At 60.3% G+C, this 22,328-nt stretch carries 19 protein-coding genes; 3 read left to right on the forward strand and 16 right to left on the reverse strand.

All coding sequences use genetic code 11. From position 1 onward, the window contains the following. Window positions 1-13: 13 nt before the first annotated feature. The 12 genes from VE23_RS07420 to VE23_RS07475 all read right to left on the reverse strand — a co-directional run bounded on the left by VE23_RS07420 (window position 14) and on the right by VE23_RS07475 (window position 15,004). The gene (locus VE23_RS07420; RefSeq protein ID WP_049867674.1) at window positions 14-1,498 is read right to left on the reverse strand and encodes a UDP-N-acetylmuramoyl-tripeptide--D-alanyl-D-alanine ligase; all 1,485 of its coding nucleotides are present in this window, start codon (window positions 1,496-1,498) and stop codon (window positions 14-16) included. After that, window positions 1,495-2,976: a UDP-N-acetylmuramoyl-L-alanyl-D-glutamate--2,6-diaminopimelate ligase gene (locus VE23_RS07425; protein ID WP_048749502.1), complete on the reverse strand. Its 1,482-nt coding sequence runs from the start codon at window positions 2,974-2,976 to the stop codon at window positions 1,495-1,497. Before VE23_RS07425 ends, VE23_RS07420 begins: the two co-directional genes overlap by 4 nt. 166 nt (window positions 2,977-3,142) lie before the next feature. Next, window positions 3,143-5,098 (reverse strand): stage V sporulation protein D, encoded by a 1,956-nt coding sequence (locus VE23_RS07430; RefSeq protein ID WP_048749504.1) that lies wholly within the window; start codon window positions 5,096-5,098, stop codon window positions 3,143-3,145. A 145-nt stretch (window positions 5,099-5,243) separates the two neighbouring features. Next, the gene (locus tag VE23_RS07435; protein WP_049867675.1) at window positions 5,244-7,556 is read right to left on the reverse strand and encodes a penicillin-binding transpeptidase domain-containing protein; all 2,313 of its coding nucleotides are present in this window, start codon (window positions 7,554-7,556) and stop codon (window positions 5,244-5,246) included. Window positions 7,557-7,561: 5 nt separating this feature from the next. Beyond that, window positions 7,562-7,945 carry a hypothetical protein gene (locus VE23_RS07440; RefSeq protein WP_049867676.1) on the reverse strand — a complete coding sequence of 128 codons (384 nt, stop codon included), beginning with the start codon at window positions 7,943-7,945 and terminating at the stop codon, window positions 7,562-7,564. A gap of 117 nt (window positions 7,946-8,062) precedes the next feature. Then, the gene (gene rsmH, locus VE23_RS07445; protein WP_049867677.1) at window positions 8,063-9,019 is read right to left on the reverse strand and encodes a 16S rRNA (cytosine(1402)-N(4))-methyltransferase RsmH; all 957 of its coding nucleotides are present in this window, start codon (window positions 9,017-9,019) and stop codon (window positions 8,063-8,065) included. 76 nt (window positions 9,020-9,095) lie between these two features. After that, complete coding sequence (gene mraZ / locus VE23_RS07450) at window positions 9,096-9,533, reverse strand: division/cell wall cluster transcriptional repressor MraZ (protein ID WP_048744436.1); 438 nt, start codon at window positions 9,531-9,533, stop codon at window positions 9,096-9,098. A 279-nt stretch (window positions 9,534-9,812) separates the two neighbouring features. Next, window positions 9,813-11,078, reverse strand: coding sequence for an adenosylhomocysteinase (locus VE23_RS07455; protein ID WP_048744435.1), 1,266 nt, complete (start codon window positions 11,076-11,078; stop codon window positions 9,813-9,815). Between the two features lie 61 nt (window positions 11,079-11,139). After that, the gene (gene bshC / locus VE23_RS07460) at window positions 11,140-12,792 is read right to left on the reverse strand and encodes a bacillithiol biosynthesis cysteine-adding enzyme BshC (protein ID WP_048744433.1); all 1,653 of its coding nucleotides are present in this window, start codon (window positions 12,790-12,792) and stop codon (window positions 11,140-11,142) included. A 105-nt stretch (window positions 12,793-12,897) separates the two neighbouring features. Next, on the reverse strand, window positions 12,898-13,296 hold the full coding sequence (locus tag VE23_RS07465; RefSeq protein ID WP_021877491.1) for a DUF3397 domain-containing protein: 399 nt from the start codon (window positions 13,294-13,296) through the stop codon (window positions 12,898-12,900). Window positions 13,297-13,305: 9 nt separating this feature from the next. Beyond that, the gene (locus VE23_RS07470; protein WP_049867678.1) at window positions 13,306-14,253 is read right to left on the reverse strand and encodes a ketopantoate reductase family protein; all 948 of its coding nucleotides are present in this window, start codon (window positions 14,251-14,253) and stop codon (window positions 13,306-13,308) included. A 106-nt stretch (window positions 14,254-14,359) separates the two neighbouring features. After that, complete coding sequence (locus VE23_RS07475; RefSeq protein WP_021877493.1) at window positions 14,360-15,004, reverse strand: RsfA family transcriptional regulator; 645 nt, start codon at window positions 15,002-15,004, stop codon at window positions 14,360-14,362. Between the two features lie 265 nt (window positions 15,005-15,269). Here VE23_RS07475 and VE23_RS07480 point away from each other — a divergent pair, with 265 nt between their 5' ends. Together VE23_RS07480 and VE23_RS07485 are read left to right on the forward strand one after the other, a co-directional pair. Beyond that, window positions 15,270-15,506, forward strand: a complete 237-nt coding sequence (locus tag VE23_RS07480) for a DUF2626 family protein (protein ID WP_048744429.1) — start codon at window positions 15,270-15,272, stop codon at window positions 15,504-15,506. 300 nt (window positions 15,507-15,806) lie between these two features. Continuing rightward, window positions 15,807-16,934 (forward strand): coiled-coil domain-containing protein, encoded by a 1,128-nt coding sequence (locus tag VE23_RS07485; RefSeq protein ID WP_021877495.1) that lies wholly within the window; start codon window positions 15,807-15,809, stop codon window positions 16,932-16,934. Window positions 16,935-16,961: 27 nt separating this feature from the next. Here VE23_RS07485 and VE23_RS07490 read toward each other — a convergent pair whose 3' ends face one another. Together VE23_RS07490 and VE23_RS07495 are read right to left on the reverse strand one after the other, a co-directional pair. Then, a complete protein-coding gene (locus tag VE23_RS07490; RefSeq protein WP_021877496.1) occupies window positions 16,962-18,209 on the reverse strand; it encodes an extracellular solute-binding protein in 1,248 nt (415 codons plus the stop codon). A 339-nt stretch (window positions 18,210-18,548) separates the two neighbouring features. Then, the gene (locus VE23_RS07495) at window positions 18,549-19,880 is read right to left on the reverse strand and encodes a PhoH family protein (RefSeq protein ID WP_021877497.1); all 1,332 of its coding nucleotides are present in this window, start codon (window positions 19,878-19,880) and stop codon (window positions 18,549-18,551) included. A 128-nt stretch (window positions 19,881-20,008) separates the two neighbouring features. On the opposite strand from VE23_RS07495, the gene VE23_RS07500 reads away from it, so the two are divergent. Further along, window positions 20,009-20,575: a YhcN/YlaJ family sporulation lipoprotein gene (locus VE23_RS07500; protein ID WP_021877498.1), complete on the forward strand. Its 567-nt coding sequence runs from the start codon at window positions 20,009-20,011 to the stop codon at window positions 20,573-20,575. Window positions 20,576-20,839: 264 nt separating this feature from the next. Here the strand turns inward: VE23_RS07500 and VE23_RS07505 are convergent, their stop codons facing one another. Together VE23_RS07505 and VE23_RS07510 are read right to left on the reverse strand one after the other, a co-directional pair. After that, a complete protein-coding gene (locus VE23_RS07505) occupies window positions 20,840-21,898 on the reverse strand; it encodes an LCP family protein (protein ID WP_069202438.1) in 1,059 nt (352 codons plus the stop codon). 122 nt (window positions 21,899-22,020) lie between these two features. Next, entirely contained in the window at window positions 22,021-22,320 is a 300-nt protein-coding gene (locus VE23_RS07510; RefSeq protein WP_048744427.1) for a YlaH-like family protein, read from the reverse strand. Between the last annotated feature and the right edge of the window lie 8 nt (window positions 22,321-22,328).

The following is a 22,328-nucleotide window of genomic DNA, read 5'->3' on the forward strand; positions in this document are numbered from 1 at the left end:
CACCCCCTCAAGGTCAGCGCTGAAGCGCTTCTACGACCCTTTCCATATGCATCGTCCGGGATCCCTTCACCAGCACGAGATCGCGGGGATCAAGCTCCGCCGCAAGGGCGCCGATGAGGGAATCCTGGTTGTCGAAATGCCGCACCGCAGCCGCAGCAGACGTGCCGAAGGAAGCTGCCGCTCCTTCGGAAGTGTGAATGGACAGGGCTCCGCAGGTAAGAACCGCGTCCGCCTTGTCCGGCGTGATGTATGCGCCCGTCTCGCGATGCAGGGCTTCTTCGGCTGCGCCGAGCTCGCGCATGTCCGACAGCACGATCCATTTGCGGCGGTAGCCGGACAGTCCCGCTACGAGATCGACGGCCGCCCTGACGGCGGTCGGGTTGGCATTGTAGGCGTCATTGAGAATGAGCGCCCCGTTGGACGCCTTCATCGGCTGGATGCGCATGCCCGTCAGCTGCATCGACGCAAGGCCGGCGGCAGCCGCTTCAGGCGGGATGCCGCATGCCGCCGCCGCGGCGATGGCCGCCAGCGCGTTATGCACGTTGTGCACGCCGGGCACCGGAATCTCGATGCGCAGCGAATGATACGACGGCGGGGCATCCTTGCCGGCCGGCGAGTACGCCGCCGCGGCTCCGCTCTGCACCGAGAACGAAGTCGATACGGCGCCGACCTGGATGTCGGCCGCTCTCCAATCCGCATTGGAAGAGGCGCCGAACGTCCGCACGGCCGCATGTTCCGGCAAGGCCGTCTTCTTCAGCTGCTCCCGGATCAGAGGCTCATCCGCGCTGACGATCAGCAGTCCGCCCGGCTTCAAGCCCTCGGCGATCTCAAGCTTGGCTTGGGCGATCGCCTCTCTGGAGCCGAGCTGCAGCAGGTGGGCGTCGCCGATATTCGTAATGATCGCGATGTCCGGCCGCGCAATTTCCGTCAGCAGGGCGATCTCGCGCAGTCCGCTCATGCCCATTTCCAGCACGGCCGCCTCATTGTCTTCAGCGAGCGACAGCACGGTAAGAGGCAGTCCGATGTGATTGTTCAGATTGCCGGCCGTCTTGTGCACCCGCAGCGTTGAGCCGAGGGCGGCGGCCACCATATCCTTGGTCGTCGTTTTGCCGTTGCTTCCGGTAATGCCGACGATGGTTGTCTTGAGCTGGCTGCGATAGGCCGAGGCAAGTCGCTGCAGCGCGGCCAGCGTATCGTCGACGAGCACGAGCGGCTTGCCGGCCAGACCTGCAGGAATTTCACGATCTTCTTGCCAGAACGAAGCCGAGGCTCCGTTAGCCAGCGCAGCTTCGGCATAGAGATGTCCGTCGAAATTATCCCCGGACAAAGGAACGAACAGCCTGCCGTCTCCCGCCTCGCGGGAATCCTTGTAGACGCCCTGTACGGACAGGTCGCTCCATTCCCCCGGCGCGGCGGCCGTATTGCTGGCAGCTATGTATCCGGGCCCGAGCCTGCCCGAGCTCATGGCTGCGATTTCGCTGAGCATCCGTGTAATCATTTTCGTAGTCCCCTTAACGCATCTCGGGCGACCAGGCGATCGTCGAAGTCATGCGAGACGGCGCCGACGATCTGATAGGTTTCATGGCCTTTGCCCGCAATCAATACTACATCTCCCGGGCTTGCCATTTCAACCGCTTTTTCAATAGCGGTCCGGCGGTCCGGCTGGAGCTCGTAGCGGTCTGGCGGCACGTTGGCCTTCTGCAGCCCGACCTCGATGTCGAGCAGGATCGTATCCGGGTTTTCAGTCCGGGGATTGTCGGAAGTGACGATGGTGTAGTCCGCATAGCGGGAAGCGATCTCTCCCATGATCGGACGTTTCGTCCGGTCGCGGTCTCCCCCGCAGCCGAATACGCAGATGACTTTGCGAGCGGCGAATTCCTTGACGGCCTTCAGCACGTTCTCCAGCCCGTCCGGCGTATGGGCGTAATCGACGACGACGGCAAAGTCCTGGCCTTCGTTGACCGATTCCACCCGGCCCGGAACGCCGGATACGCGCTCCAGGCTGGCCTTGATCTCCTCCAGGGGGATGCCCTCGATCAGGCCGGCCGCAAGGGCGGCCAGCGCGTTGTAGACGTTGAACTTGCCGACCATCTGCAGCGTGATGTCGGCGCTGCCCGCGAAAGTATCGACATGGAAGGAGGTGCCTCCCGCCGCAATGGAGATGTCCGAAGCCCGCACATCGGCTTTCGACTCGACTCCGTAGGTGACGACTTCTGCCGAAGTGAGCGCGCGGTAGCGCTCCGCAGCCGGATCGTCGGCATTGAGCACGGCGTAGCTCTGCTCGCCGGAGCCGTATTCATTGCCCAGACGCGAGAACAGCAGGCCCTTGGCTTCACGGTACACGTCCATCGTGCCGTGATAGTCCAGATGGTCCTGCGTCAGGTTGGTGAATATGGCGGTGCGGTAGCGGACTCCCTTCACCCTGCCCTGCTCCAGCGCGTGGGAGGAAACCTCCATCACCGCATGCGTCGAGCCGGCCTCCAGCATGGCGGCCAGGTCGCGATGCAGGTTGAGCGCCTCCGGCGTCGTCCGGCTCATCGGGTAGGATCTGCCTCCGTAACGCATCTCGATCGTGCCGATGACGCCGGGACGGAGGCCGCGGTCGGCGAGAATGCTTTCGATCAGGTACGTGGTCGTCGTTTTGCCGTTGGTTCCCGTGACGCCGATAACCTTCAGCTTGCGGCTGGCATGTCCGTAGAAATAATCCGCAAGAACGGCCATGGCGAGCCGGCTGTCGTTCACGAGCAGCTGAGGCACGGCGAGATCGAGCCGCCTCTCCACGACAAGCGCGGCCGCTCCCTTCTCTACCGCCTGAGCGGCGAAGTCGTGTCCGTCCTGGGTATGTCCGGGCAGACAGAGGAACAGGCAGCCCGGCTTGACCTCCCTGGAATCATGCTCGATTCCCGAGATCGGGACGCCGCCGTCCCCGATAAGTCGCGATGTGATGAGTTGCGATGCCAGTTGTTCCAAACGCATAGTCTTTCTCCTCTCTATTTGCTCCATAACAGTTGCCATCTTGAACCTTCAGAGCGGCCGCCTCTCCCGAACCCCGGATTCCCTCGCGCCCTGCAATGCGTGGAATCCGGGCTTCGAAGCCGAGCGCCCTCGCTTCCGCACGGCCCTTCCTGTCGTGCGGCGGGGCTCAATGATCGGCGTGAGCATCCGCGTCGCCGGGAAGGTCGGCGTCGCTGCCGAGATAGATCCGGATCGTGGAGCCCTTGTCGACGCGGGCGCCGGCCGCCGGAGCTTGCCGGATGACCGTATTGCCGCTGCCGGCCGAGCTCAGGTTGAAGTTCATGTTCATGTCCTCGTAGATGTCGGAGACGGTTTTGCCGACGAGGTTCGGGACGGTCACGATCGGAGTCTCGCCGTATTTGTACTTTTTGCCGATCTGGGCAGAGCTTTTGGGAACACCCATATATTGAAGGGAATCTTCCAGAATGTTCCTCACGATCGGCGCGGCTACGACGCCGCCGAACTGGATGCCCTGCGGATTGTCGACCGCGACGTACACGACGATCTTCGGATTGTCGGCCGGAGCGACGCCGATGAACGAGACGATATGCTCATTGGGCGAATAGCGGCCGTTGATGACCTTCTGGGCCGTGCCCGTCTTGCCTCCGACGCGATAACCGTCGATGAAGGCGTTGCCGCCCGTGCCGAGCGCCACGACGCTCTCGAGCGCCTCGCGGACCTGCGCGCTCGTCTTCTCGGAGATCACTTTGCGCACCGGCTCCGGCTGGATTTCCTGCACGACCTTGCCGGTCTCCGGATTGGTCCATGCCTTGGCCAGATGGGGCTCATACAGCGTGCCGCCGTTCACGGCGGCGGACACCGCAGCGATCTGCTGGATCGGCGTCACCGATACGCCTTGGCCGAATGCGGTCGTCGCAAGCTCTACAGGCCCGACCTGGCTCAGCTTGAACAGGATGCCGTTCTCCTCGCCTCCAAGATCGATGCCCGTCTTCTTGCCGAAGCCGAAGTCCTTAATATACTTGAACAGCGTATCTTTGCCAAGCCGATTGCCGAGCGCCACGAAGCCCGGGTTGCATGAATTCTGCACCACTTCAAGGAAAGTCTGGCTTCCATGTCCCCCTTTTTTCCAGCAGCGCAGCCTTGCGCCGCCGATCTCCACCGCTCCCGGATCGAAGAAATGCTCGTTCTTGAGGTTGACCTTGCCTTCCTCCAGAGCGGCGGACAGGGTGATGATCTTGAATGTCGATCCCGGCTCGTAGGTCATCCATATCGGCAGGATCCGATTGTATACTTCGGCCGGATACGCGTTGTAATTGCCCGGCTCGAAGGTCGGGCGGCTCGCCATTCCGAGCACTTCGCCGGTATTGGGATCCATCGCGATGGCGATGGCGTCGTTGGCCTTGTACTTGGTCATGGCCTGGTCGAGCTCCCGCTCCATGATCGTCTGGATCTGCTTGTCGATCGTCAGCTCCAGATTGAGCCCGTCCGTCGGCGCCTGATAGCGGTCCGTCGAGCCCGGCATCATCTCTCCTTTGGCGTCGGACAGATAAGAGATGCTGCCCTTGACTCCCTTGAGCTTGTCGTCGTATTTCTTCTCGATGCCGGTAAGCCCGCCGTCCACGCCCGTAATGCCGAGCACGCTCGCCGCAAGCTCGCCGAACGGATAATAGCGCTTGTTGTCCTCGGCGACAACGATGCCCGGCAAGCCGAGCTTCTTGATCTCCAGCGCCTTGTCCAGGGAAATCTTGAGACCTTCGGGCTTGATGATGACGCTCATGGCCTTCTTCTTGAGCAAGCCGAGCAGCTTCGTCTCCGAGATGCCGAGGACAGGGGCGAGCGTTTTGGCCGTGCCTTCCTTGTCCTTGATCTGCACCGGAATCGCGACAATCGTCGGGGAGCTGACGTTGTAGGCCAGCTTCGTGCCGTTGCGGTCCGTAATATCCCCGCGGTTGGGGGCGAATGCGACTTCGCGCCTCCAGTTGTCCTCCGCCTTGGCCGACAGCTCTCCGCCGCGGACCAGCTGGACATAGCCCAGCCGTGCGATAAGCGCGACAAAACCGACCAGAACGACGACAAGCGCTAGAAAGAGGCGGCGCCTCAAGGTGACATTGGAAACTTTCATCCGCACGTTCCCCTCTCGTCCGTTAACATGGGACAGGTACAGTCTGTCCGTACAAGTTAACGTATTCGGGAAACCAGCGGCGTATGCCAAGCCATGAGCGGCCGGCTTCGCATCCAGCGTCAGAAATGCCGCACCGCCAGTCGGCTCAACCGCCGCCGGCCGGCGGAGCGCTTCCCCCGCCGCCGCTGGAGTCATCCGGCTGGCCGCCCGCTGCATCCGTTCCGCCGTCCTGCTTCGAGCCGGAGGCGCTTCCGCCAGCCGCGGCTGCATCCGCAGCGGAGGCGTCGGAAGCCTCTTCGCCCGCCGGAGGCTTCAGGATCAGCTTGACGACCGGCTCTCCATTCAGCTTGGCCTCCATCTGGGAGATGACGTAGCCTTCGCCTTCCGTCACGCATTTGCGGCCGACGGAGCTGCACAGCTGCAGCGCTTCGCGCAGCGACGAGCCTGCAAGGGAAGGAAGCTGCAGCTTGTTCTCCTCCTCCGTCACCAGATAGACGCTCTGGCTGTCCGAGACGATCGTCCCGGCGGCGGGCATCTGCTTCAGCACGCTGGCGCCTTTGCCGACGGCCTTTGAAGCCAGCCCTCTCGCCTTCAGCTCCTGCTGCGCTTTTGCAAGCGTCAGTCCGGTCAGATCCGGCACCGTCAGCGGCTGCTTCTTGTCCTGGGACGGCGGGACGCTCGCATCAGGCTTGACGCCCATATAACGCAGGCTCTGGGTTACGATCTTCTTGAATACCGGAGCCGCGATCTTGCCGCCGCCGGGATCCGGGACGCTGGGCGAATCCACGATGACGTATACGACGAAGCGCGGATTGCTCACCGGAGCATATCCGATGAATGAAACGACGTATTTGTCCTTGGAGTAGGTGCCGTTGACGATTTTCTGGGCGGTGCCTGTCTTGCCGGCTACCCTGTAGCCGGGAATGGCGGCGTTGCGGCCGGTGCCGATCTTGCTGTCGGACACGACCTGCTCCAGGAAGCCGCTCGTAAGCTTCGAGGTTTCCGCCGTGACGACCTGGCGGACCTGCTCCGTCCGCGTTTCCGTCTTCTTGTCCGTGGCCGGATCGTCGATTTCCTTCACGATATGCGGCTTCAGCAGCTTGCCGCCGTTGGCGACGGCGGCGACGGCCGCCACCTGCTGGATCGGCGTCACCGACACCGGACCTTGTCCGAAGGAAGCGCGGGCGACGTCGGACTTGCCCTGGATGTTGAGGCTGCCGCGCACCTCCTGCTTGATCTCAATGCCGGTCTTGGTGCCGAAGCCGAAGTTGCGGATATAATCCGTCAGCTTCTCCTTGCCGAGCCGTTCCATTCCGAGATGGACAAACGCGACGTTGCTCGAGCGCTTCAGCCCTTCCAGATAGGTGATCGGCCCCCATCCCGAGCGCTTGATGTCGTAGACATCCTGACCCGGCACCGATATCCGTCCGGACATGTACTCCTCGTTGGGATTGAACATCTTCTCCTGTACGGCGCCGGCCAGCGTCACGATCTTGAACGTCGAGCCCGGCTCGTAGGTTCCGCCGACGGCGAGATTGTTGAAGTTGATCGGGTTCGACGACGAATACGAATTGGGATTGAAGGTCGGCAGATTCGCCATCCCCAGAACCTCCATCGAATTCGGATCGGCCACGATCGCCGTAATGCTCTGCGGCTTGTACAGGTCGTAGGCTTCCTGGATCGCGTCCTGGACATAATGCTGGATCTCGTTGTCGATCGTCAGCTTGATGTTTTTGCCGTTCACGGCAGGTACGAGCTTGGCCGTCCCGTTGTCCACCTGAACCCGGTTGCCGTCCTTCTCGTATACGATCTTGCCGTCGGTTCCCTTGAGGACGTCGTTGAAGTCCGCCTCGAGGCCGATGACCGGATCGCCCTGCTTGTTGACGAAGCCGAGCAGATGCGCCGCAAGCGTATTGTTCGGGTAGAACCGCTTGGAGCCTTTGATCAGCGTAATGCCCATGTCGCTGCCGCTGATCTTCTTGCCGCGCTTTTCCTCCAGATCCTTCTTGATCTGCGCGCTGAGCTTGGCCACCTCGTCGGATTTCTTCTTCTCGATGTTGAGCCCTTCCGGCCTCAGCTCGCGGTACTGGGAATATTCCCCCTTGGCATTGCGGAAGCTCACTTGCTTGACAATGTCGGCTTTGGGCTTGCCCAGTATTTTCGAGAGCCCGTCCGCCACCTGATCCTCGATGCCCAGCTCCTGGATGACCTTGGGATTGACGACGACGGTATAAGCGGGAATGTTCATCGCCAGCAGGTTGCCGTTGCGGTCCGTGATCGACCCGCGTTCCGCCGGTATCGTATCGGATGCCGCCCAGATCTTCTTCGCTTCGCCGAGCCAGAAGTCGGCCTTGACGACCTGAACCCAGAAGATGCGGGTAAATAAAACAAGAAAAAGGAGGGTGATGAGCCCTCCGACGAACAGCGTGCGCAGTTTGATTCGCTTGACGGTATCCATGGCTGCTACCTTCCCGTCGTGGCGGAGGCTGCTTCCTCAGTGCCGGTCTGCTCCGGCTCGATCATGCCCTGCGCGATCGCCATGGCGCGGATCCGGTCCGGATCGTTCAGCTTGGCAAGCTCCGCTTGCAGCACTTTCATATCTACGACCGACTCGGCATAAGTGGCGTCCATCGTTTTGATTTGAAGCTGCATGCGGTAGTCCTGCGCATAACGGAAAATGATAAGGACGACAAGGCCGACGATAACAGCTACCGAGAACAGGTAGCGAAGCATTTCAGCCGGAGGAATCATCCTCCTGACCTTCACGACTGTTTTTGTCTCTTTTACCGGCTGCTGTTCCGGCTTTCGTTTGGGCTGCAGCGCCAGGTTGCCGCTCGTGTAAGCCAAAGCTGATTCCCCTCCTGCATGTTGATTCAATTTCATTGCGTCATGGTGAATAAGAGACCACCTGGAAGTTTATGTGCGAAATGACACAGATCCGGAAGCGCCTTGCCGCCATCCGGATTACAGCTTCTCGGCGACTCTGAGCTTCGCCGACCGGGATCGCGGGTTCGCCTCAAGCTCTTCCTCGCCGGGCAGAACCGGCTTGCGGGTGACGAGCTTCAGCGTGCCGGTGCCGCCGCATACGCATTTCGGAAAATCCGGCGGACAAGTGCATTTCTCCAGATATCCGGCGAACAGCTGCTTGCAGATCCGGTCCTCGAGCGAGTGGAACGTAATGACGGATACCCGCCCCTTCGGAGCGAGGCAGGCCACGGCCTGCTCGAGCGCTTCCTCCTCCGCTCCGAGCTCGTCGTTGACGGCGATCCGAAGCGCCTGGAACGTACGTTTGGCCGGATGGCCTCCCGTGCGCCGGGCCGCTGCCGGTATGCCCGCCTTGATGAGCTCCACCAGCTCCCCCGTCGTCTTGATCTCCTCGGACTGCCGCTGCTTGACGATTGCGCGCGCGATCTGCCTGGAGAACTTCTCTTCCCCATAGCGGTAAAAAATCCGCGCCAGCTCGCTTTCTTCCCAGTGGTTCAGAATTTCATGCGCCGTGAGCTCCGCCTCGCGGTCCATTCTCATGTCCAGAGGAGCGTCATGATTGTAGCTGAAGCCTCGTTCGGCCTCGTCGAGCTGCGGGCTGGATACGCCAAGATCGAACAGGATCCCGTCGACTTGCGGCACGCCATTCTCGTTCTTCGGGATATCCGCAAGCATGGTCAGCTGTTCCTGCAAGTAACGGAAATTGCTCCGGACAAGCGTCACCCGGTCCATGTAAGGAGCCAGCCTGACCTTGGCGTTGTCGTGAGCCCAGTCGTCCTGGTCGAAGGCGATCAGCCGGCCTTTGCCGGAGAGCCGGGAAGCGATCAGCTCGCTATGCCCCGCGCCGCCGAGCGTACAGTCGACATATATGCCGTCAGGACGGATATTCAGGCCCTCTACGGCCTCTTCCTTGAGTACGGTAATGTGATGAAACAAAGGGGTGTCCTCCTGATGGTTCTTGATGACTGACTAGGATGCACAACGATACTTAATCCAAAACTAATGTCGTGAATCAGAAATTAATGTCGAAATCGGTCAATTTTTCCGCAATTTCGTTGAACGTATCCTCGGATTGCTGATAGTAGCCTTCCCACACCGGCTTGCTCCATATTTCCACCCGGCTGGATACGCCGAGCACCATGCAATCCTTCTGCAGCTTGGCATACTCCGTCAGATGGCTGGGCAAATTTACCCTTCCCTGTTTGTCGAGCTCCAATTCGACGGCCCCGGAAAAGAAGAACCGGCTGAACGCCCGCGCATCCGCCTTCATCAGCGGCAAGCGGCGAATCTTCTGCTCGAGCTCGCTCCATTCGGCCTGGGGATACACGAAGAGGCAGTTGTCCAGGCCACGGGTGGCGATAAACGTAGAGCCGAGAGCTTCGCGGAATTTGGATGGAATCGTGAGCCGGCCTTTGTCGTCCAAGCTGTGCTGGTGTTCTCCCAGAAACATCGGCGCCCCACTCCCTCCCCCTATTCCACCACTTTGCCCCACTTCTCCCCACTAGGAAATTGGTATTCGCCGCCTGAACTCTATTTCCTCCTTCAAAACGAAGATTTGGCCAAACTTTTTCACCTAAAAATTTTCTCATCTTTGAAACTTTTCGCCTATAATGCTCGTGTATCTCGTTCTCGTTACGCGACTATCAGCATCCTGTTTGCAGGTAAAAGTACAGATCGAAAACCGCCCATTAAAAAAAGCCGCCCCTCGCGGGGACGGCTTTGGCAGCGGTCAGGAAGACCAGCTGTCCAAATAGTTGATCTGCTCTTCGGAGAGCGAGTCGATTCCGATGCCGAGCGCGCTCAGCTTCGTTCTCGCGACTCTTTCATCCAGCTCGTAAGGAACGTTGATGACCTTGGCCCCAAGCTCCTTGTAGGAATCGTTGACGTATTTGAGAGAGACCGCCTGCAGCGCGAAGGTCATATCCATGATTTCGGCCGGATGGCCGTCGCCCGCGGCAAGATTGACGAGGCGGCCTTCGGCAAGGACATAAATGCTGCGTCCGTCCTCCAGCTTGTACTCCTCGATGTTTTTGCGTACGGTGCGGATCTCCGAAGCCAGCGCAGCCAGATCCGGCTTGCTGAACTCGACGTCGAAGTGGCCCGCGTTCGCAAGAATGGCGCCGTTTTTCATGACGGGATAATGCTCGCCGTTGATGACGGCCTTGTTGCCGGTAACGGTGATGAACATGTCGCCCAGCTTGGCGGCCTCGATCATCGGCATGACCTGGAAGCCGTCCATGTAGGCCTCGACTGCCTTGATCGCGTCGACTTCCGTCACGATGACATTGGCGCCTAGTCCCTTGGCCCGCATCGCCACGCCCTTGCCGCACCAGCCGTAGCCGACGACGACGACCGTCTTGCCCGACACGACCAGATTGGTCGTGCGGATCAGGCCGTCCCAGGCGGATTGGCCCGTTCCGTAGCGGTTGTCGAACAGATGCTTGCAGTAGGCGTCGTTGACCGCGACCATCGGGAACTTCAGCGCGCCTTCCTTCTGGAGCGCCTTCAGCTTGATGATGCCCGTCGTCGTCTCTTCCGCCCCGCCGCGGATGTTCACCATCAGATCGGGACGCTCGGAGTGGAGAATCGTAGCGAAGTCGCCGCCGTCGTCGATGATGAGGTCGGGCTTGCTCTCAAGCGCCCGGACCATCAGGTCCTTGAACTCACGAGGATCCGGATTGTATTTGGCGAACACGGTGATGCCCGCTTCTACGAGCGCCGCGCAGACATCATCCTGGGTGGACAGCGGATTGCTGCCCGTTATGGTCACCTCGGCTCCGCCGGCCTGGACCACTTCCGCCAGATAGGCGGTCTTGGCTTCCAGATGGAGGCAGATCGATACCTTCAGCCCTTTGAACGGCTGCTCCTTCTCGAACTGGGCGCGGATCTCGTTCAATACGGGCATATGGGCCTGAACCCAGTCGATCTTGAGACGGCCCTCCGCCGCCAGCGACCTGTCGGCCACGATGCTGACTTCCTTTGCGTCGATTGTCATAGCTGCTTTCACACCTTCCATGATTCCATTCTGATGTCGGACGGCGCCGGGCCGCCGCTGCTTACAAGCGTACCAGCCTATGTCCCGCGCAAGGCTCGAAAGGAGCCGCGAGCAAAACGTCCAGCCATCTGCGGCCATATACGTTCAAATAGTACACGGATGCCAGAACCCGCTCCTGCGGACGGCCTTCCGGACATACTGCCGTTCCGAGCGCATCCATCCGGTCCAGTGCGGTCTGCTCCCTGCTCTCCAGCGCTTTTTTGGTCTTGTCTTCCATGTACTGGATTTCACGGGCAATGCGGCTCCAGTTGTTCTCGCCAAGATCCGCCAACCCCTTCTCCACGGATGCGGCCATCGCCAGCGCAGGGCTGTAGGCGTCCCGCATGCGCAGCAGCGCTTCCTGGAAGCGCTCGCTGATGCCGTAATGTCCGCTGCCGGCGAGCCACTGCTTCTTCTTGGCTTCGATTCCGCCGAGAGCGTCTTCAAAGGAGATTCCGTACGCCTCCATCGTTTTGGCCGCTGCCGGTTCCAGCAGCGTGAAGGAGAGCCGCGGCGTCAGGATCGGCATCTCCATCCCCAGTTCGCGGAATGCGGCCCCGGTCTGAGCCCAATAGGCGATCTCTCCGGGACCAAGCACCGTCGAGAGGACAGGGAACAGAAACTCCTGCATGAGAGGTCTCGTGAACACATTGTTGCTCAGCCGCTCAGGCTGCCGCTCGGCGATGGACGCCAGTTCTCGGGAACTGAGCGAGACGAGTCCCTTGCGATCCTCGAAACGGTCGCCTCTGCGGTGGAGAAGCACCCTCTCTTCGGCGCCGGCTTCCCCATCTTGGTGGAAGAGGAACAGGTTGGCGCCTCCTTCCGCAAGGTCGGCCTGCGGCTTGTATCCAAGCTCTTCCACACTGGCGGTGCCCGCAAGGAATGCCTGCTCGAGCTGGGCGTTGCGCGATACGAGCTCGGAGAACATCGGCCCCTCCAGGCTGCGCAGTCCCGGATCGTCGGCATCGACGAGGAGCAGTCCCTTCTCTCCGAACAAGGCGTTCAGCATCAAGGCGAACAGTTCCGTCAGCGTCCTGCAGCTCTCCGAGCCATGCCGCAGCTCGGCGCACAGCGCAAGCTTATGCGGGCTGTCGGGCAGAGCCGCTTCGAGCTGGGCGAGCGCCTCCCCAAGCATCCCGGGATCGAGCTGCGTCCGGCTGACGGAAGAGCGGCCGCTGCCCGGTCTTGGCGTGGACAGCTTGCGGGTACCCGTCCCTCCGGCATCGGGCACGAAAGTCTGGCTGGCCTCGTCCCAGTCGTGATCCTCGCCGGCGATCCAAAACACCGGCACGACGGTCTCGCCAAGCAGGCGTGATGCCCATTCGGCGGTCTGCAGGATCGTCACCGCCTTATGTATGATCATCAAGGGACCGGTCCACAGTACGGCCTGCTGGCCGCCGACGACGACGGGCGACCCTTGCTCCAGCAATTCCAGATTGGAGCGGACCTGTTCGGATAGTCCGAACGGCTCTTGGTACTTCTTCACTGCGGCAGCCACGCTTCGGCTGTCGGCACGCAAGCCTTCATGATTTCTGAGCCGGCGCAGCCGCGTCTTCCAATGTTCCTCATCTGCGGCATGATAGCCGAGCAGCGGCTCAAGCGCCTCGCGCTTGCGGCCGATGTAATCATCGGCAAGCGGCTGGCCAAAAGGCAGGCAAATCGTCTCCATATTCATCGGGTAACCTGCAACCCCCCAGCTGTAAATGCGAAGCTTTCGCTACGATTGTACACCTTGAGCGGGTACCCGTCAAAACCGTAACCGAAATTAGTACAGATTCTGCTACACCCGGAACATATGCTGGGCGATGCCGGCCGCCATGAGAACGATGTACATGATTCCCATGGCGAAAAAACCGAGCCGCCAAATCGCGCGGAATATTTTGCGGACATCGACCTGCCCGCGCTTGCGGAATTGAAGGTTGCCGAGCAGGCCGCCGCCGATGAGCATGACGAGCAGAATGCCGTACAGGCCGAACGAATTGGAGAAAATCCGGTTGAACAGCACCGCGACGCATCCGATCAGCAGAGCGGTCGTAATATCCATCGCCAGCCGCAGCGATCGCTTGCGGTCCCCGGTAACAGCCCGGGCAGTGAAAAAAATGAGCGCAAAGGGTATAAAAGGTATCATCGCGAGCAGTGCGTAAGCTGTTTTCAAGCTTTCCCAAACGAACACGGACATCGCCCTTTCCTACGGTTCCAGCGCCTTTACCATCGCTGCGGCGGCTTGGTTGAGCGGAGCGTCCACACCGAGCGTTCCGGCCAGAGAAGCAACCGCCCCGTTGATGCTGTCGATCTCGCTTCTGCGGCCTGCCCTTATATCCGCCAGCATGGAAGAGACGTTGCCGGCGGTCAGCCGGCATACTTCCAGCAGGCGTGCCCGCTCGCTGCCGTCGAGCGCCAATCCGGCACGGGCGAGAATGGCCGCCGTCTCCTCATGCAGCGCTTCCATCAGCTTGCCGGCCTGCGGATGGGACGGAAGCTCTCCGTTGCGGATTCCGTACAGCGCGGTAAGCGGATTGATCACGGCATTGAGCAGCAGCTTGCGGTAAATGCGGTTTTCCATATCGTTCGACAAAAAAGCGGCGATTCCTGCCTTGTCCGCGGCCTTCTGCCACATCCCTCGCAGCTTCGCCGCGCGGCTGGCGGACGCCGCTTCGTTCGCCGCGCCGTAATGGAGCTCCCCGAGACCGGTATGGATCACCGTCCGGGCGTCTTCCCTCATCGCTCCTTCGCTCGTCACGCCCGCATAGAGAGCGACATCGGGAAGAGACTGATTCAGGCGCTCCATATGTCCGATTCCGTTCTGAAGGCACAGCATGGCGTCCTGCGGGCCGGCCAGCAGGGCCAACCGGCCAAGCAGCGGCGCGTCAAGCGCCGTCTGCTTGACGCTGAGGATGAACCAGCGGGGCTCCATAGCATTTCCGCGGCCGCTGCCGTTGCCGGCATCCTCCAGCGCTGCCGCTTCGATGGGGACGGCGAATTCCCCTTCATGCGTCTTGAGCATGATTCCGTCCTCCCGCAGCGCCTCGGCATGCCGCCTCGTGCGGACGAGCGCGCGCACATCCTCTCCCGCCAGCGACAAGCGCGCCGCGTAGAGAAGTCCGATCGAGCCTGCTCCTATGACCGTTATTTTCATGGCTTCATTCCTCCTTCGGCGATTGTACCAGACCCGGATGGCGCAAGCATCCGCGGCAGCAAAAAAACGGCCCTTCCGGTTGATCGGAAGAACCGTTCGCATGGCATCACTCAATGCGCTCCAGGTTGCCGTTGGCATCCATCTTGAATCGCGGCTTCAGCTCGTCGTCCTCGTTCAGCACCGTGAGGCGCCTCGCGCGGTCCATGATCTGAAGCAAGGTCTTGTAGTCGTCGTTGACGGACTGATAGTCCAGCTGGACATGGTTCGCTTCCCGGGACAGACGGTCGTTGATCTCCCTGAGGCTGCTCAGCTCCTCGTTGCGGCTGGACAGCTCTCTCTCCAGGCGCTTGACATGCCGCTGCAGGTCGGAGAAGGTTGTTTTCCATTGCTTCAAATACCGGATGACGGCTTCGACCGCGATCGCATCGTCGCCGTATGCCGAATCGAGCAAGGCTGCAGGCTCGGCAGCCGGTTCCGCCAAGGCGGAAACATGGGAGGCAGCCGGCGCCTGTTTCTTCAAATAATTCCGTTTCTGCCGCTGCTGCTTGGCGAGCTGAATCGCTTCCTCATACCGCTTGCGTACGCAGCTGTTCCATCTGAACCCGCAGGCCGCGGGCGTTCTGGCAATCTTCTCCCCCACCTCTTCGAATGCTCCGAGCTGGGTACCGCCATCGCGGATATGTCTTAGTGTCACCTCGGCGAGAATCAGATCGTCGTCCGGGCTCCATGCATCTTGCCTGACTGCTGTCATGCTCGCTACAACCTCCTAACGTAAACGCACTTTCTTTATCCCTATGCCCTTGGTAGAGTTCATAGAATCTATCGTTACTAAATTGTATTTCCAATTTTGCAGAGGCTCATACATATTCGTCCTTTATGGGGGCAATCCTAGAAGCGGCAGGCGGCGGACAAGCAAAAAAGGCTTCGAGGAACCTGCGAAAGCGGTTTACAGTGATTGCCTGAAACGCTATAATGTTCTTTAGCATGCAACACGAGATGGAGAGGGGGATTACCTCATGGCGCGCATGTTTCGCGTACTTGGCTTTTGGTGTCTTGTGATCGCCCTCATGGCCTTCGCTGGAGATATGACGGAGTTTTCGCTTCTGTTCTTCTTCCAAGCCATCGCCTTCTTCTTCTTGGGCTACCTGAACTTTACGGAGCGCACCTACATACTGATGTTCTGGGCCTATATGATTCTCACCTTCCTGGGCTTCAGCTATTGGACCGTCTTCAAGATGGGATTGCCGTTCTGATTCAGCCCCAAGGCCTTCACGCACAAGAACCGCCCGGACTTCTGTCCGGGCGGTTCTTTGCATCTGAGGGCTCAAGACGGCATAAGGTAAGAAGGAACCCGATGGACAAGAAGGCCGATGAAAAACAAGCGAAAGTCGCGGAATCGTTCTGGAGAAACGTTTGTCACCGGATTTCGACCGCAAAAACGGCAGGAATCAGAGAAATACGGGGACAACAGCGATCGGAAGAATGATCCGTGAACGCAGCGACAACTTTTTCAATGGCCTCGGACAAGAAGGAGGGGATCTTCCGAAGACGCCATGAAAACAAGACTCCCTGGCCGGATCCTTCTCTCCCTGCTGGCAGTCCTCCTTCTCAGCCCGCTGCCTGGGGCGTTCCCCTTCTCCGGACCGATCGGCGCGGACCAGGCCTATGCGCAAGCCGTACCCGTCCCTTCCTCGGACGATGACCGCCAGCTGATGGAGAAAAGCCTCGCCGTCCTGGAGCTGGACCGGGATTTGGAGCGGATCGCCAGCCGCAAGGACGCGCTGCAAAAGCGGCTCGACGCTTCCACCCTCCAGCTGAAGCAGCAGGAGGAGCAGCTTCGCGAACGCAAGCAAAGAGCGGGAGAAGCGCTGAGCCGCTATTACACCGGCCGCAAGGACATGCTATGGAACGCTTTGTTTCAAATCCGCAATCTCGGGGATTTGTTCCGTATCGTGGACATGATGGATTTGCTGATGGACGGGGACAGGAAGGCGATCGCGGAATACCGGGCCGAATCCGAGGAGCTGAGGTCAAGCCAAGCGGAGCTTCAGCGGCAAAAAGCAGAGCTTGACGCAGCCGAGCAGAATCTGCTGCAGCAAAAAGCCCGCGCCGAGGAGCTGGATCGCCAGCTCCAGGAAGGCATCGGAGGCAGCAGCGATCCGGAAGCCGCGAAACGGCAGATCGCCCAGCTGGGCGAAATATGGCAGAACAGCGGACGGGCCGAAGTCCAGGCCTACTTCCGCTTGATGTCCAAGGCGATGAACAAGCTGCCCGCCTGGCTCGAGAACCATCCCGATTATGTCAAGCTGGAAAGCGGCGGCTACACGCTCCGGCTGCCGGATGATGCGCTGAATTCCTTCCTCGCCGAGCAGGATGACAGCCTCAAGGGCTTCCAGTTCCGGTTCGGGGACGGCAAGGTCCAGGCGGGAGGAAGCGACGGGTCCATGAGCGTGGAGGCTTCCGGCATTTATGAAGTCGTGGATACACCCAAAAACGGCATCAAGTTCCGGATGGATGAGCTCGTCTTCAACGGCTACAAGCTGCCCCGGGAGACGATGGATGAGTTATTGCGGACTTTCGACGTCGGCTTTTATCCCGGCAAGTTCATTTCCTTCCTCAAAGTGACCTCCGTCCAGGTCGAGGAGCATGAGCTTGTCATCCGGTTCGGCTTCTCATTGTGAATATAAAGCATCGCCGAATGGCGGCCCTCATTTTACGGAGGGCCGCTTTTCGATGGCTTGAAGCCAGGAAGACGCCAGCTGCTCCGGCGACATTCCGCCCCCGGCGTTCCAATAAGATTTCCAGAGCGGTGCCAGCAAGTCGGCCCCGTGTAGCCGAAGCCGCCCCTCCTTGCCCTGGAACAGCTGCGGCTGCCAGTCTGCCGGAAAGCCGCCATCTCCGGATGAGTCTCCGGCGTACAGGCTCTGCTTCGGCAGCAGCCTGTACGCCTCATCTGCAGACTCCTTCCCGGCAGCCGTCTCCGTCACTCCCGCGATCCAGGCCGCAGCGGCGTCGGGATTTGCGCTCGTGGCCATGATTCCATAACTCCGCATTCGCAGCGAGGCGGTATCGAGTGCCAGGCGGTAATCGGGCGTAAAACCTTCTCCAGGATTCCATCGCCTGTATTCGGACCACGGAAGGATGGCGGAAAATGCTTTTCCCGCTGCCAGAGCCGCCTCCGCTTCCTCATAGGAGGAGTAAGCCTGCATCCTGCCGCCATCCCCTCTGCCCGACAGCGCCTGCTTGAGGCGCTCCGGCAGCTGCTCGGCCCCGGCTTCCGGCTTCCATCCGGCAACCCATGCTGCGGCTGCTCCCGCATCGTCTCTTCCGATCAGGACGGTGGCGACGCCGGGATGGCCGCCGGCAGCCAGCTGCAACTCTTCCCATGCCGACGGAGGCCGCGTCAGAGCTGCCTCCATCAGCTTGCTGTCCTTCCATACCAGCACATCCGGGTCCGCATCCCGGGGCACTCCCCATAAGTAGCCGTTCCAGTAAAGCGGCTCCCAGAATGCCCCGCTTCCTCCGAAGCCGGCGCTGCCCCCCATCAGCTTGTCCAGCGGCAGAAGGACGCCGGCTGCAGCTAGAGGGATGATCTCCGAGCTCGGCAGGAGCACGATGTCTCCCGCCTCTCCAAGCAGCGCCCGGCGCCTCCACTCGCCTGTTCCCGTCTCTGCCGGGGGAGAATTCACCAGCTGGATATCCCAGCCGGGATGCTTCTGCGACCACAGGCGGCTTCGTTCCGACAGAGCGGCGTATTCCTGTTCATCCAGGGAAACGCTTACAGTCAGCCGTTCGCGCTGCTCGGCTTTTTCACCGCCGCCGGCAGGAGGCTCGTCCCAGACAGCGGAAGGCTGAGCGCCGCCCGGAGGATCCTCGGCGGGATGCTCCTGCTGAACGAGCAGCAGAGCGGCGGCGAGAGCGGCTCCCGGCAGCAGCAGGTATTTTTTTCGCGCCATCGACGCCGCCCTCCTTTCGGACCTGTCTTCCTTCATCCTATCAAAGTTTCCGGTATCTGTCTGCCCGGCCGGGCAAAAAAATAGGCCGGATGCTCCTTGCAGCAATTCCCTTCCGCATAGGTTGGGGCCGAGAGACTAGGACTTCAAAAGCCTCTTGAAAGGAGGAACAGCGTGCAGGCGGGAACAGCATGCAGGCAGCCGAGCACCGCGCAAGACAGCGGAGGCCGACGACAGACAGCGGCATGGCCGCTCCCTCATCTCCCGCTTTGGGCGAATGCCCGGCATCGGTCAGACGACAAAAAAGGCCTCCCGCAATGCAGGAGGCGTATTCCCTCATCTCTAAAGCAGGTCGGCCGCAAGCTGAGCCAGCTTGGAGCGCTCTCCCTTTTCCAGGTTGATATGCCCGCTCAGCCCTTCCTGCTTGAAGCTTTCGACGATATGGGTCAGACCGTTGCTCATGGAATCCAGATACGGATGGTCGATCTGCTCGGGATCGCCCATCAGCACGATCTTGCTCCCCTCGCCGACGCGGGAGACAATGGTCTTCACCTCATGCCGGCTGAGATTCTGCGCCTCGTCGATGATGATGAACTGGCCCGGGATGGAGCGACCGCGGATATAGGTCAGCGCCTCGACCTGAATGCTGCCGAGTCCCATCAGAATCTTGTCGATATCGCCGGACTTCTTGGTATCGAAGAGGAATTCCAGGTTGTCGTAGATCGGCTGCATCCATGGGCGCAGCTTCTCGTCCTTCTCTCCCGGGAGGTAGCCGATATCCTTGCCCATCGGGACGACGGGACGCGCGATCAGCAGCTTCTTGTATTTATGCTCATCCTCGATCTTGAGCAGACCGGCCGCGAGAGCAAGCAGCGTCTTGCCTGTACCCGCCTTGCCGGTCAGCGTCACGAGCGGTATATCGTCGTTCAGGAGCAGCTCCAGCGCCATCCGCTGCTGGGCGTTGCGGGCGGTGATGCCCCAGACGGGATCATTGCTCAGGTACAGCGGCTCCAGCCTCGCCCCATCCTGGCTTACCTTCAGCAGGGCGCTCTTGGAAGTGCCGAGCTCATCCCTCAGAATGATGAATTCGTTGGGATGGAGCCTGGAGGACAGCTGCAGGCTCTTGATGCTCAGGAACCGGTAGGAATAAAACTCATCGATGATGGACGGATGGACGAACAAGGTCGCCGTCCCCGTGTACACATCCGACGGCTCCACAGCCCGATCGGACAAATAATCTTCGGCTTGCAGGCCGAGCACATCGGCCTTGATCCGCACCAGCACATCCTTGCTGACGAGCACGACGTCGCGGCCCGCTCCATCCTCTTCTTCCTCCATATGGTAATTCAGGGCGACAGCCAGAATGCGGTTGTCATTGGACATCTCCCCGAACATTTCCTGCACCCGTACATAGCTGCGGTGGTTCAGCTCCACCTTGAGCAGTCCGCCCCTCGGGAGCGGAATGCCTTCATGCAGCCTGCCCTCTTCCCTCATTCCGTCAAGCAGCCGCGACACATGGCGCGCATTGCGCCCCAGCTCGTCGGCCAGCCGTTTTTTGGAATCGATCTCCTCCAGCACGACAGCCGGAATGATGACTTCGTTGTCGTCGAAAGCGTAGAGAGCCTGCGGATCATGAAGCAGCACATTTGTATCCAGTACGAAGATTTTGGTCACGAAGCAACCCCTCCTGGCGCCTTATAATTCCGGTCCACATGCGATGGTTACATAGCCCTACCGGAACAGGGACAAACTAGGTTCGGTTCTACGATCAAGCATCGACGGAAAGGTCAGGTGTCCCTAACATGAAAAAATGGCTGTCGGCAGCTTTGATTCTATGCCTGACGGCGACCGGCTGCGGCACGGTCGCCCATAAGGGCGATTCTCCTTCCCCTGCTGAAGACCAGCGTATTCGTACGAAGCAAACCGATCCAGAGCCGGAAAAAACGGTCGGCTCGGCCCAGGCGGCCAAGCACCTGGAGGAACTCGCCTCCCGGGTGGAGGGCGTGCGCAAAGCCCATGCGGTCGTGGCCGGCAACACAGCCGTCGTCGGCATCGATGTCGACGGCAGCGTCGACCGCTCCCGTGTCGGAACGATCAAGTATGCCGTCGCCCAAGCGCTTCGCAATGACCCGGTCGGCGTCCGAGCCATCGTGACGGCGGACATGGACGTCAACCAGCGGCTGTCGGAGCTGGGCGCCGACATCCGCCGCGGACGCCCGATTCAAGGCTTCGCGGAGGAAATGGCCGACATCGTCGGCCGCATCGTGCCGCAGCTGCCTCGCAATACGGCTCCGGAAAACCGGAATGCCGCATCGCCAGCTCCGATGGACGGCATGCACAAAGCCGCCGCGCCGGCTGCACATCGCTGAGCGGCGCCAAAGCGCAAAAAGCCTAGTGACAGGTCACTAGGCTTTTTTGGCTTTGGAGGAACGGCGAGTTCCCATGGCCAAGCCGCAGAGGACGGGCCTCTGCCATGAAGGCGCGTGCCGGATGCCGATGCACGGCCTACGGAAATCATGATGCCGCCATGCGCAAGGAGCTCCGCCATTCGCCCTGCCTCCCGGAATTAGAATCGGATCCTGATGTCGGCTTCGTAGTTGTAGTATAACATACGTATGCGCCGTCCACGACGGTCATTCATCCAGTTTGGACTGGAGCGCCTTGCTCGCCTTCGCAACGACGGCCTCGTCCAGATACACATAGGGGCTTCTCCACTCTCCGGTCAAAGGAATGAACGTAATATCCTCCTTGGAGATGCCGAAGTATACCCTCATCATTTCCCGAATATCCGATGCGGGCATATCCGTCTTCACATTGCCTCCGACGGCTCCAAATACATTGCCCAGGCGCAGCAGGCCCGGCACCGACATCATCCGGTCCGTAATCGCCCCGACGACCTGCTCCTGGCGCTCGTTGCGCTCGAAGTCGCTCGACATGTTCTTGCCGTCGTTGGATTTGCGGTAGCGCACAAATCCAAGCGCATCCTCGCCGCCGAGCTTCTGCTCGCCCTTGCGCAGATGGATGCTTGTGCCGCCGGGCTGGCCGGCATGGTCGTCGTAGTCCATATCCATGTCCACGTTGACGTTCACGCCTCCGAGCGCATCCACCACGTCGGCGAAGCCCTGGAAGTTGACGTTCGCCGAATAGGCGATCGGAATGCCGAGAAAACGGCCAATGGCCTCCTTCATCCCCTTGGCTGCGGCATGCTCCGCGCTCTCTTGGGAGATGCCCTTCCCTTCGCTCTTGGCATTGCGCAGAAAAGCGGAATAATAGCTGTTGACCTTGCGGGTTTTGTAGCCTTTGACCTCTATTCGGGAATCGCGCGGAATGGAGACGACGACCGCGCTTTTGGTCTTGGGATTGAACGCAGCCGCCATAAGGACATCGGTATTCAGCAAGCCCCCTTCTCCCCGCGTATCGACTCCCATGACCAGCATGCCGAACGGGCTGCTGCCGATCGAGCCGACTTCGGAGCTCGTGCCGTAGCTCATCTCCTTGATGGCCTTGTTCGCGTCCATGAACAGATAGACGCCGTAACCGACCGCAATGAAAACAAGCAGAGCGGCGAACAGCATGAACCTTCGCATCCAAAACCGGGGCTTGCGTTTCTTGACGGCGCCATTGCGGGCGCCTCGTCCTGCCGGCGGGCTGCTGCCCGGCCGGCGCGGGGGAGATCCGTTGCCAGTAGTCATAAATTCTCCTTCATCTGTCCGAAAGGAACCGTCATCCTGCCTCGGATTTCCTTTCTTCACAGCGCTATGTCCCCCGCCGTCAAGGGCGGAGGCCACTTGCTTCCATCGTATTTCGGGCCTGCCTAGCTTTCTCCGGCTCCAGGCGCATTTTGGCGTTTGGCTTGCCGGCGGTCGTTGAACTGCCGGATCCTCAGCATGAACATCAGCAGGACGGCAACCGCCATGCATTGAATGATCGGAAGCTTGTCGATCTGGAAGACGACCAGAATGGCCGAACCGATAGCCATGATGACGTAGACCAGAATTTCCTTGAGAATCGGCAAGCGCTGCTGCGGACGGAATACCTTGTTGAAGATATAGATAACCCCTGCCAGAATCAGGATATACGATACGAGCGCATGCTCGCTGAGCCAATGCTGCATCCCAGTTC

It is taken from the genome of Paenibacillus sp. D9 (genome assembly GCF_001188365.1).
Taxonomy (GTDB): Bacteria; Bacillota; Bacilli; order Paenibacillales; family Paenibacillaceae; genus Paenibacillus_O; species Paenibacillus_O humicus.

Bases quoted from the DNA above. Each gene is read 5' to 3' on its own strand.
- VE23_RS07435 (WP_049867675.1), bottom strand. From the start codon at position 7,556: ATGGATACCGTCAAGCGAATCAAACTGCGCACGCTGTTCGTCGGAGGG.
- VE23_RS07500 (WP_021877498.1), top strand. From the start codon at position 20,009: ATGAAAAAATGGCTGTCGGCAGCTTTGATTCTATGCCTGACGGCGACC.
- VE23_RS07510 (WP_048744427.1), bottom strand. From the start codon at position 22,320: ATGCAGCATTGGCTCAGCGAGCATGCGCTCGTATCGTATATCCTGATT.
- VE23_RS07470 (WP_049867678.1), bottom strand. From the start codon at position 14,253: ATGAAAATAACGGTCATAGGAGCAGGCTCGATCGGACTTCTCTACGCG.
- VE23_RS07485 (WP_021877495.1), top strand. From the start codon at position 15,807: ATGAAAACAAGACTCCCTGGCCGGATCCTTCTCTCCCTGCTGGCAGTC.
- VE23_RS07430 (WP_048749504.1), bottom strand. From the start codon at position 5,098: ATGAAAGTTTCCAATGTCACCTTGAGGCGCCGCCTCTTTCTAGCGCTT.
- VE23_RS07490 (WP_021877496.1), bottom strand. From the start codon at position 18,209: ATGGCGCGAAAAAAATACCTGCTGCTGCCGGGAGCCGCTCTCGCCGCC.
- VE23_RS07475 (WP_021877493.1), bottom strand. From the start codon at position 15,004: ATGACAGCAGTCAGGCAAGATGCATGGAGCCCGGACGACGATCTGATT.
- bshC (WP_048744433.1), bottom strand. From the start codon at position 12,792: ATGAATATGGAGACGATTTGCCTGCCTTTTGGCCAGCCGCTTGCCGAT.
- mraZ (WP_048744436.1), bottom strand. From the start codon at position 9,533: ATGTTTCTGGGAGAACACCAGCACAGCTTGGACGACAAAGGCCGGCTC.
- VE23_RS07425 (WP_048749502.1), bottom strand. From the start codon at position 2,976: ATGCGTTTGGAACAACTGGCATCGCAACTCATCACATCGCGACTTATC.
- VE23_RS07480 (WP_048744429.1), top strand. From the start codon at position 15,270: ATGGCGCGCATGTTTCGCGTACTTGGCTTTTGGTGTCTTGTGATCGCC.
- VE23_RS07465 (WP_021877491.1), bottom strand. From the start codon at position 13,296: ATGTCCGTGTTCGTTTGGGAAAGCTTGAAAACAGCTTACGCACTGCTC.
- VE23_RS07505 (WP_069202438.1), bottom strand. From the start codon at position 21,898: ATGACTACTGGCAACGGATCTCCCCCGCGCCGGCCGGGCAGCAGCCCG.
- VE23_RS07420 (WP_049867674.1), bottom strand. From the start codon at position 1,498: ATGATTACACGGATGCTCAGCGAAATCGCAGCCATGAGCTCGGGCAGG.
- VE23_RS07455 (WP_048744435.1), bottom strand. From the start codon at position 11,078: ATGACAATCGACGCAAAGGAAGTCAGCATCGTGGCCGACAGGTCGCTG.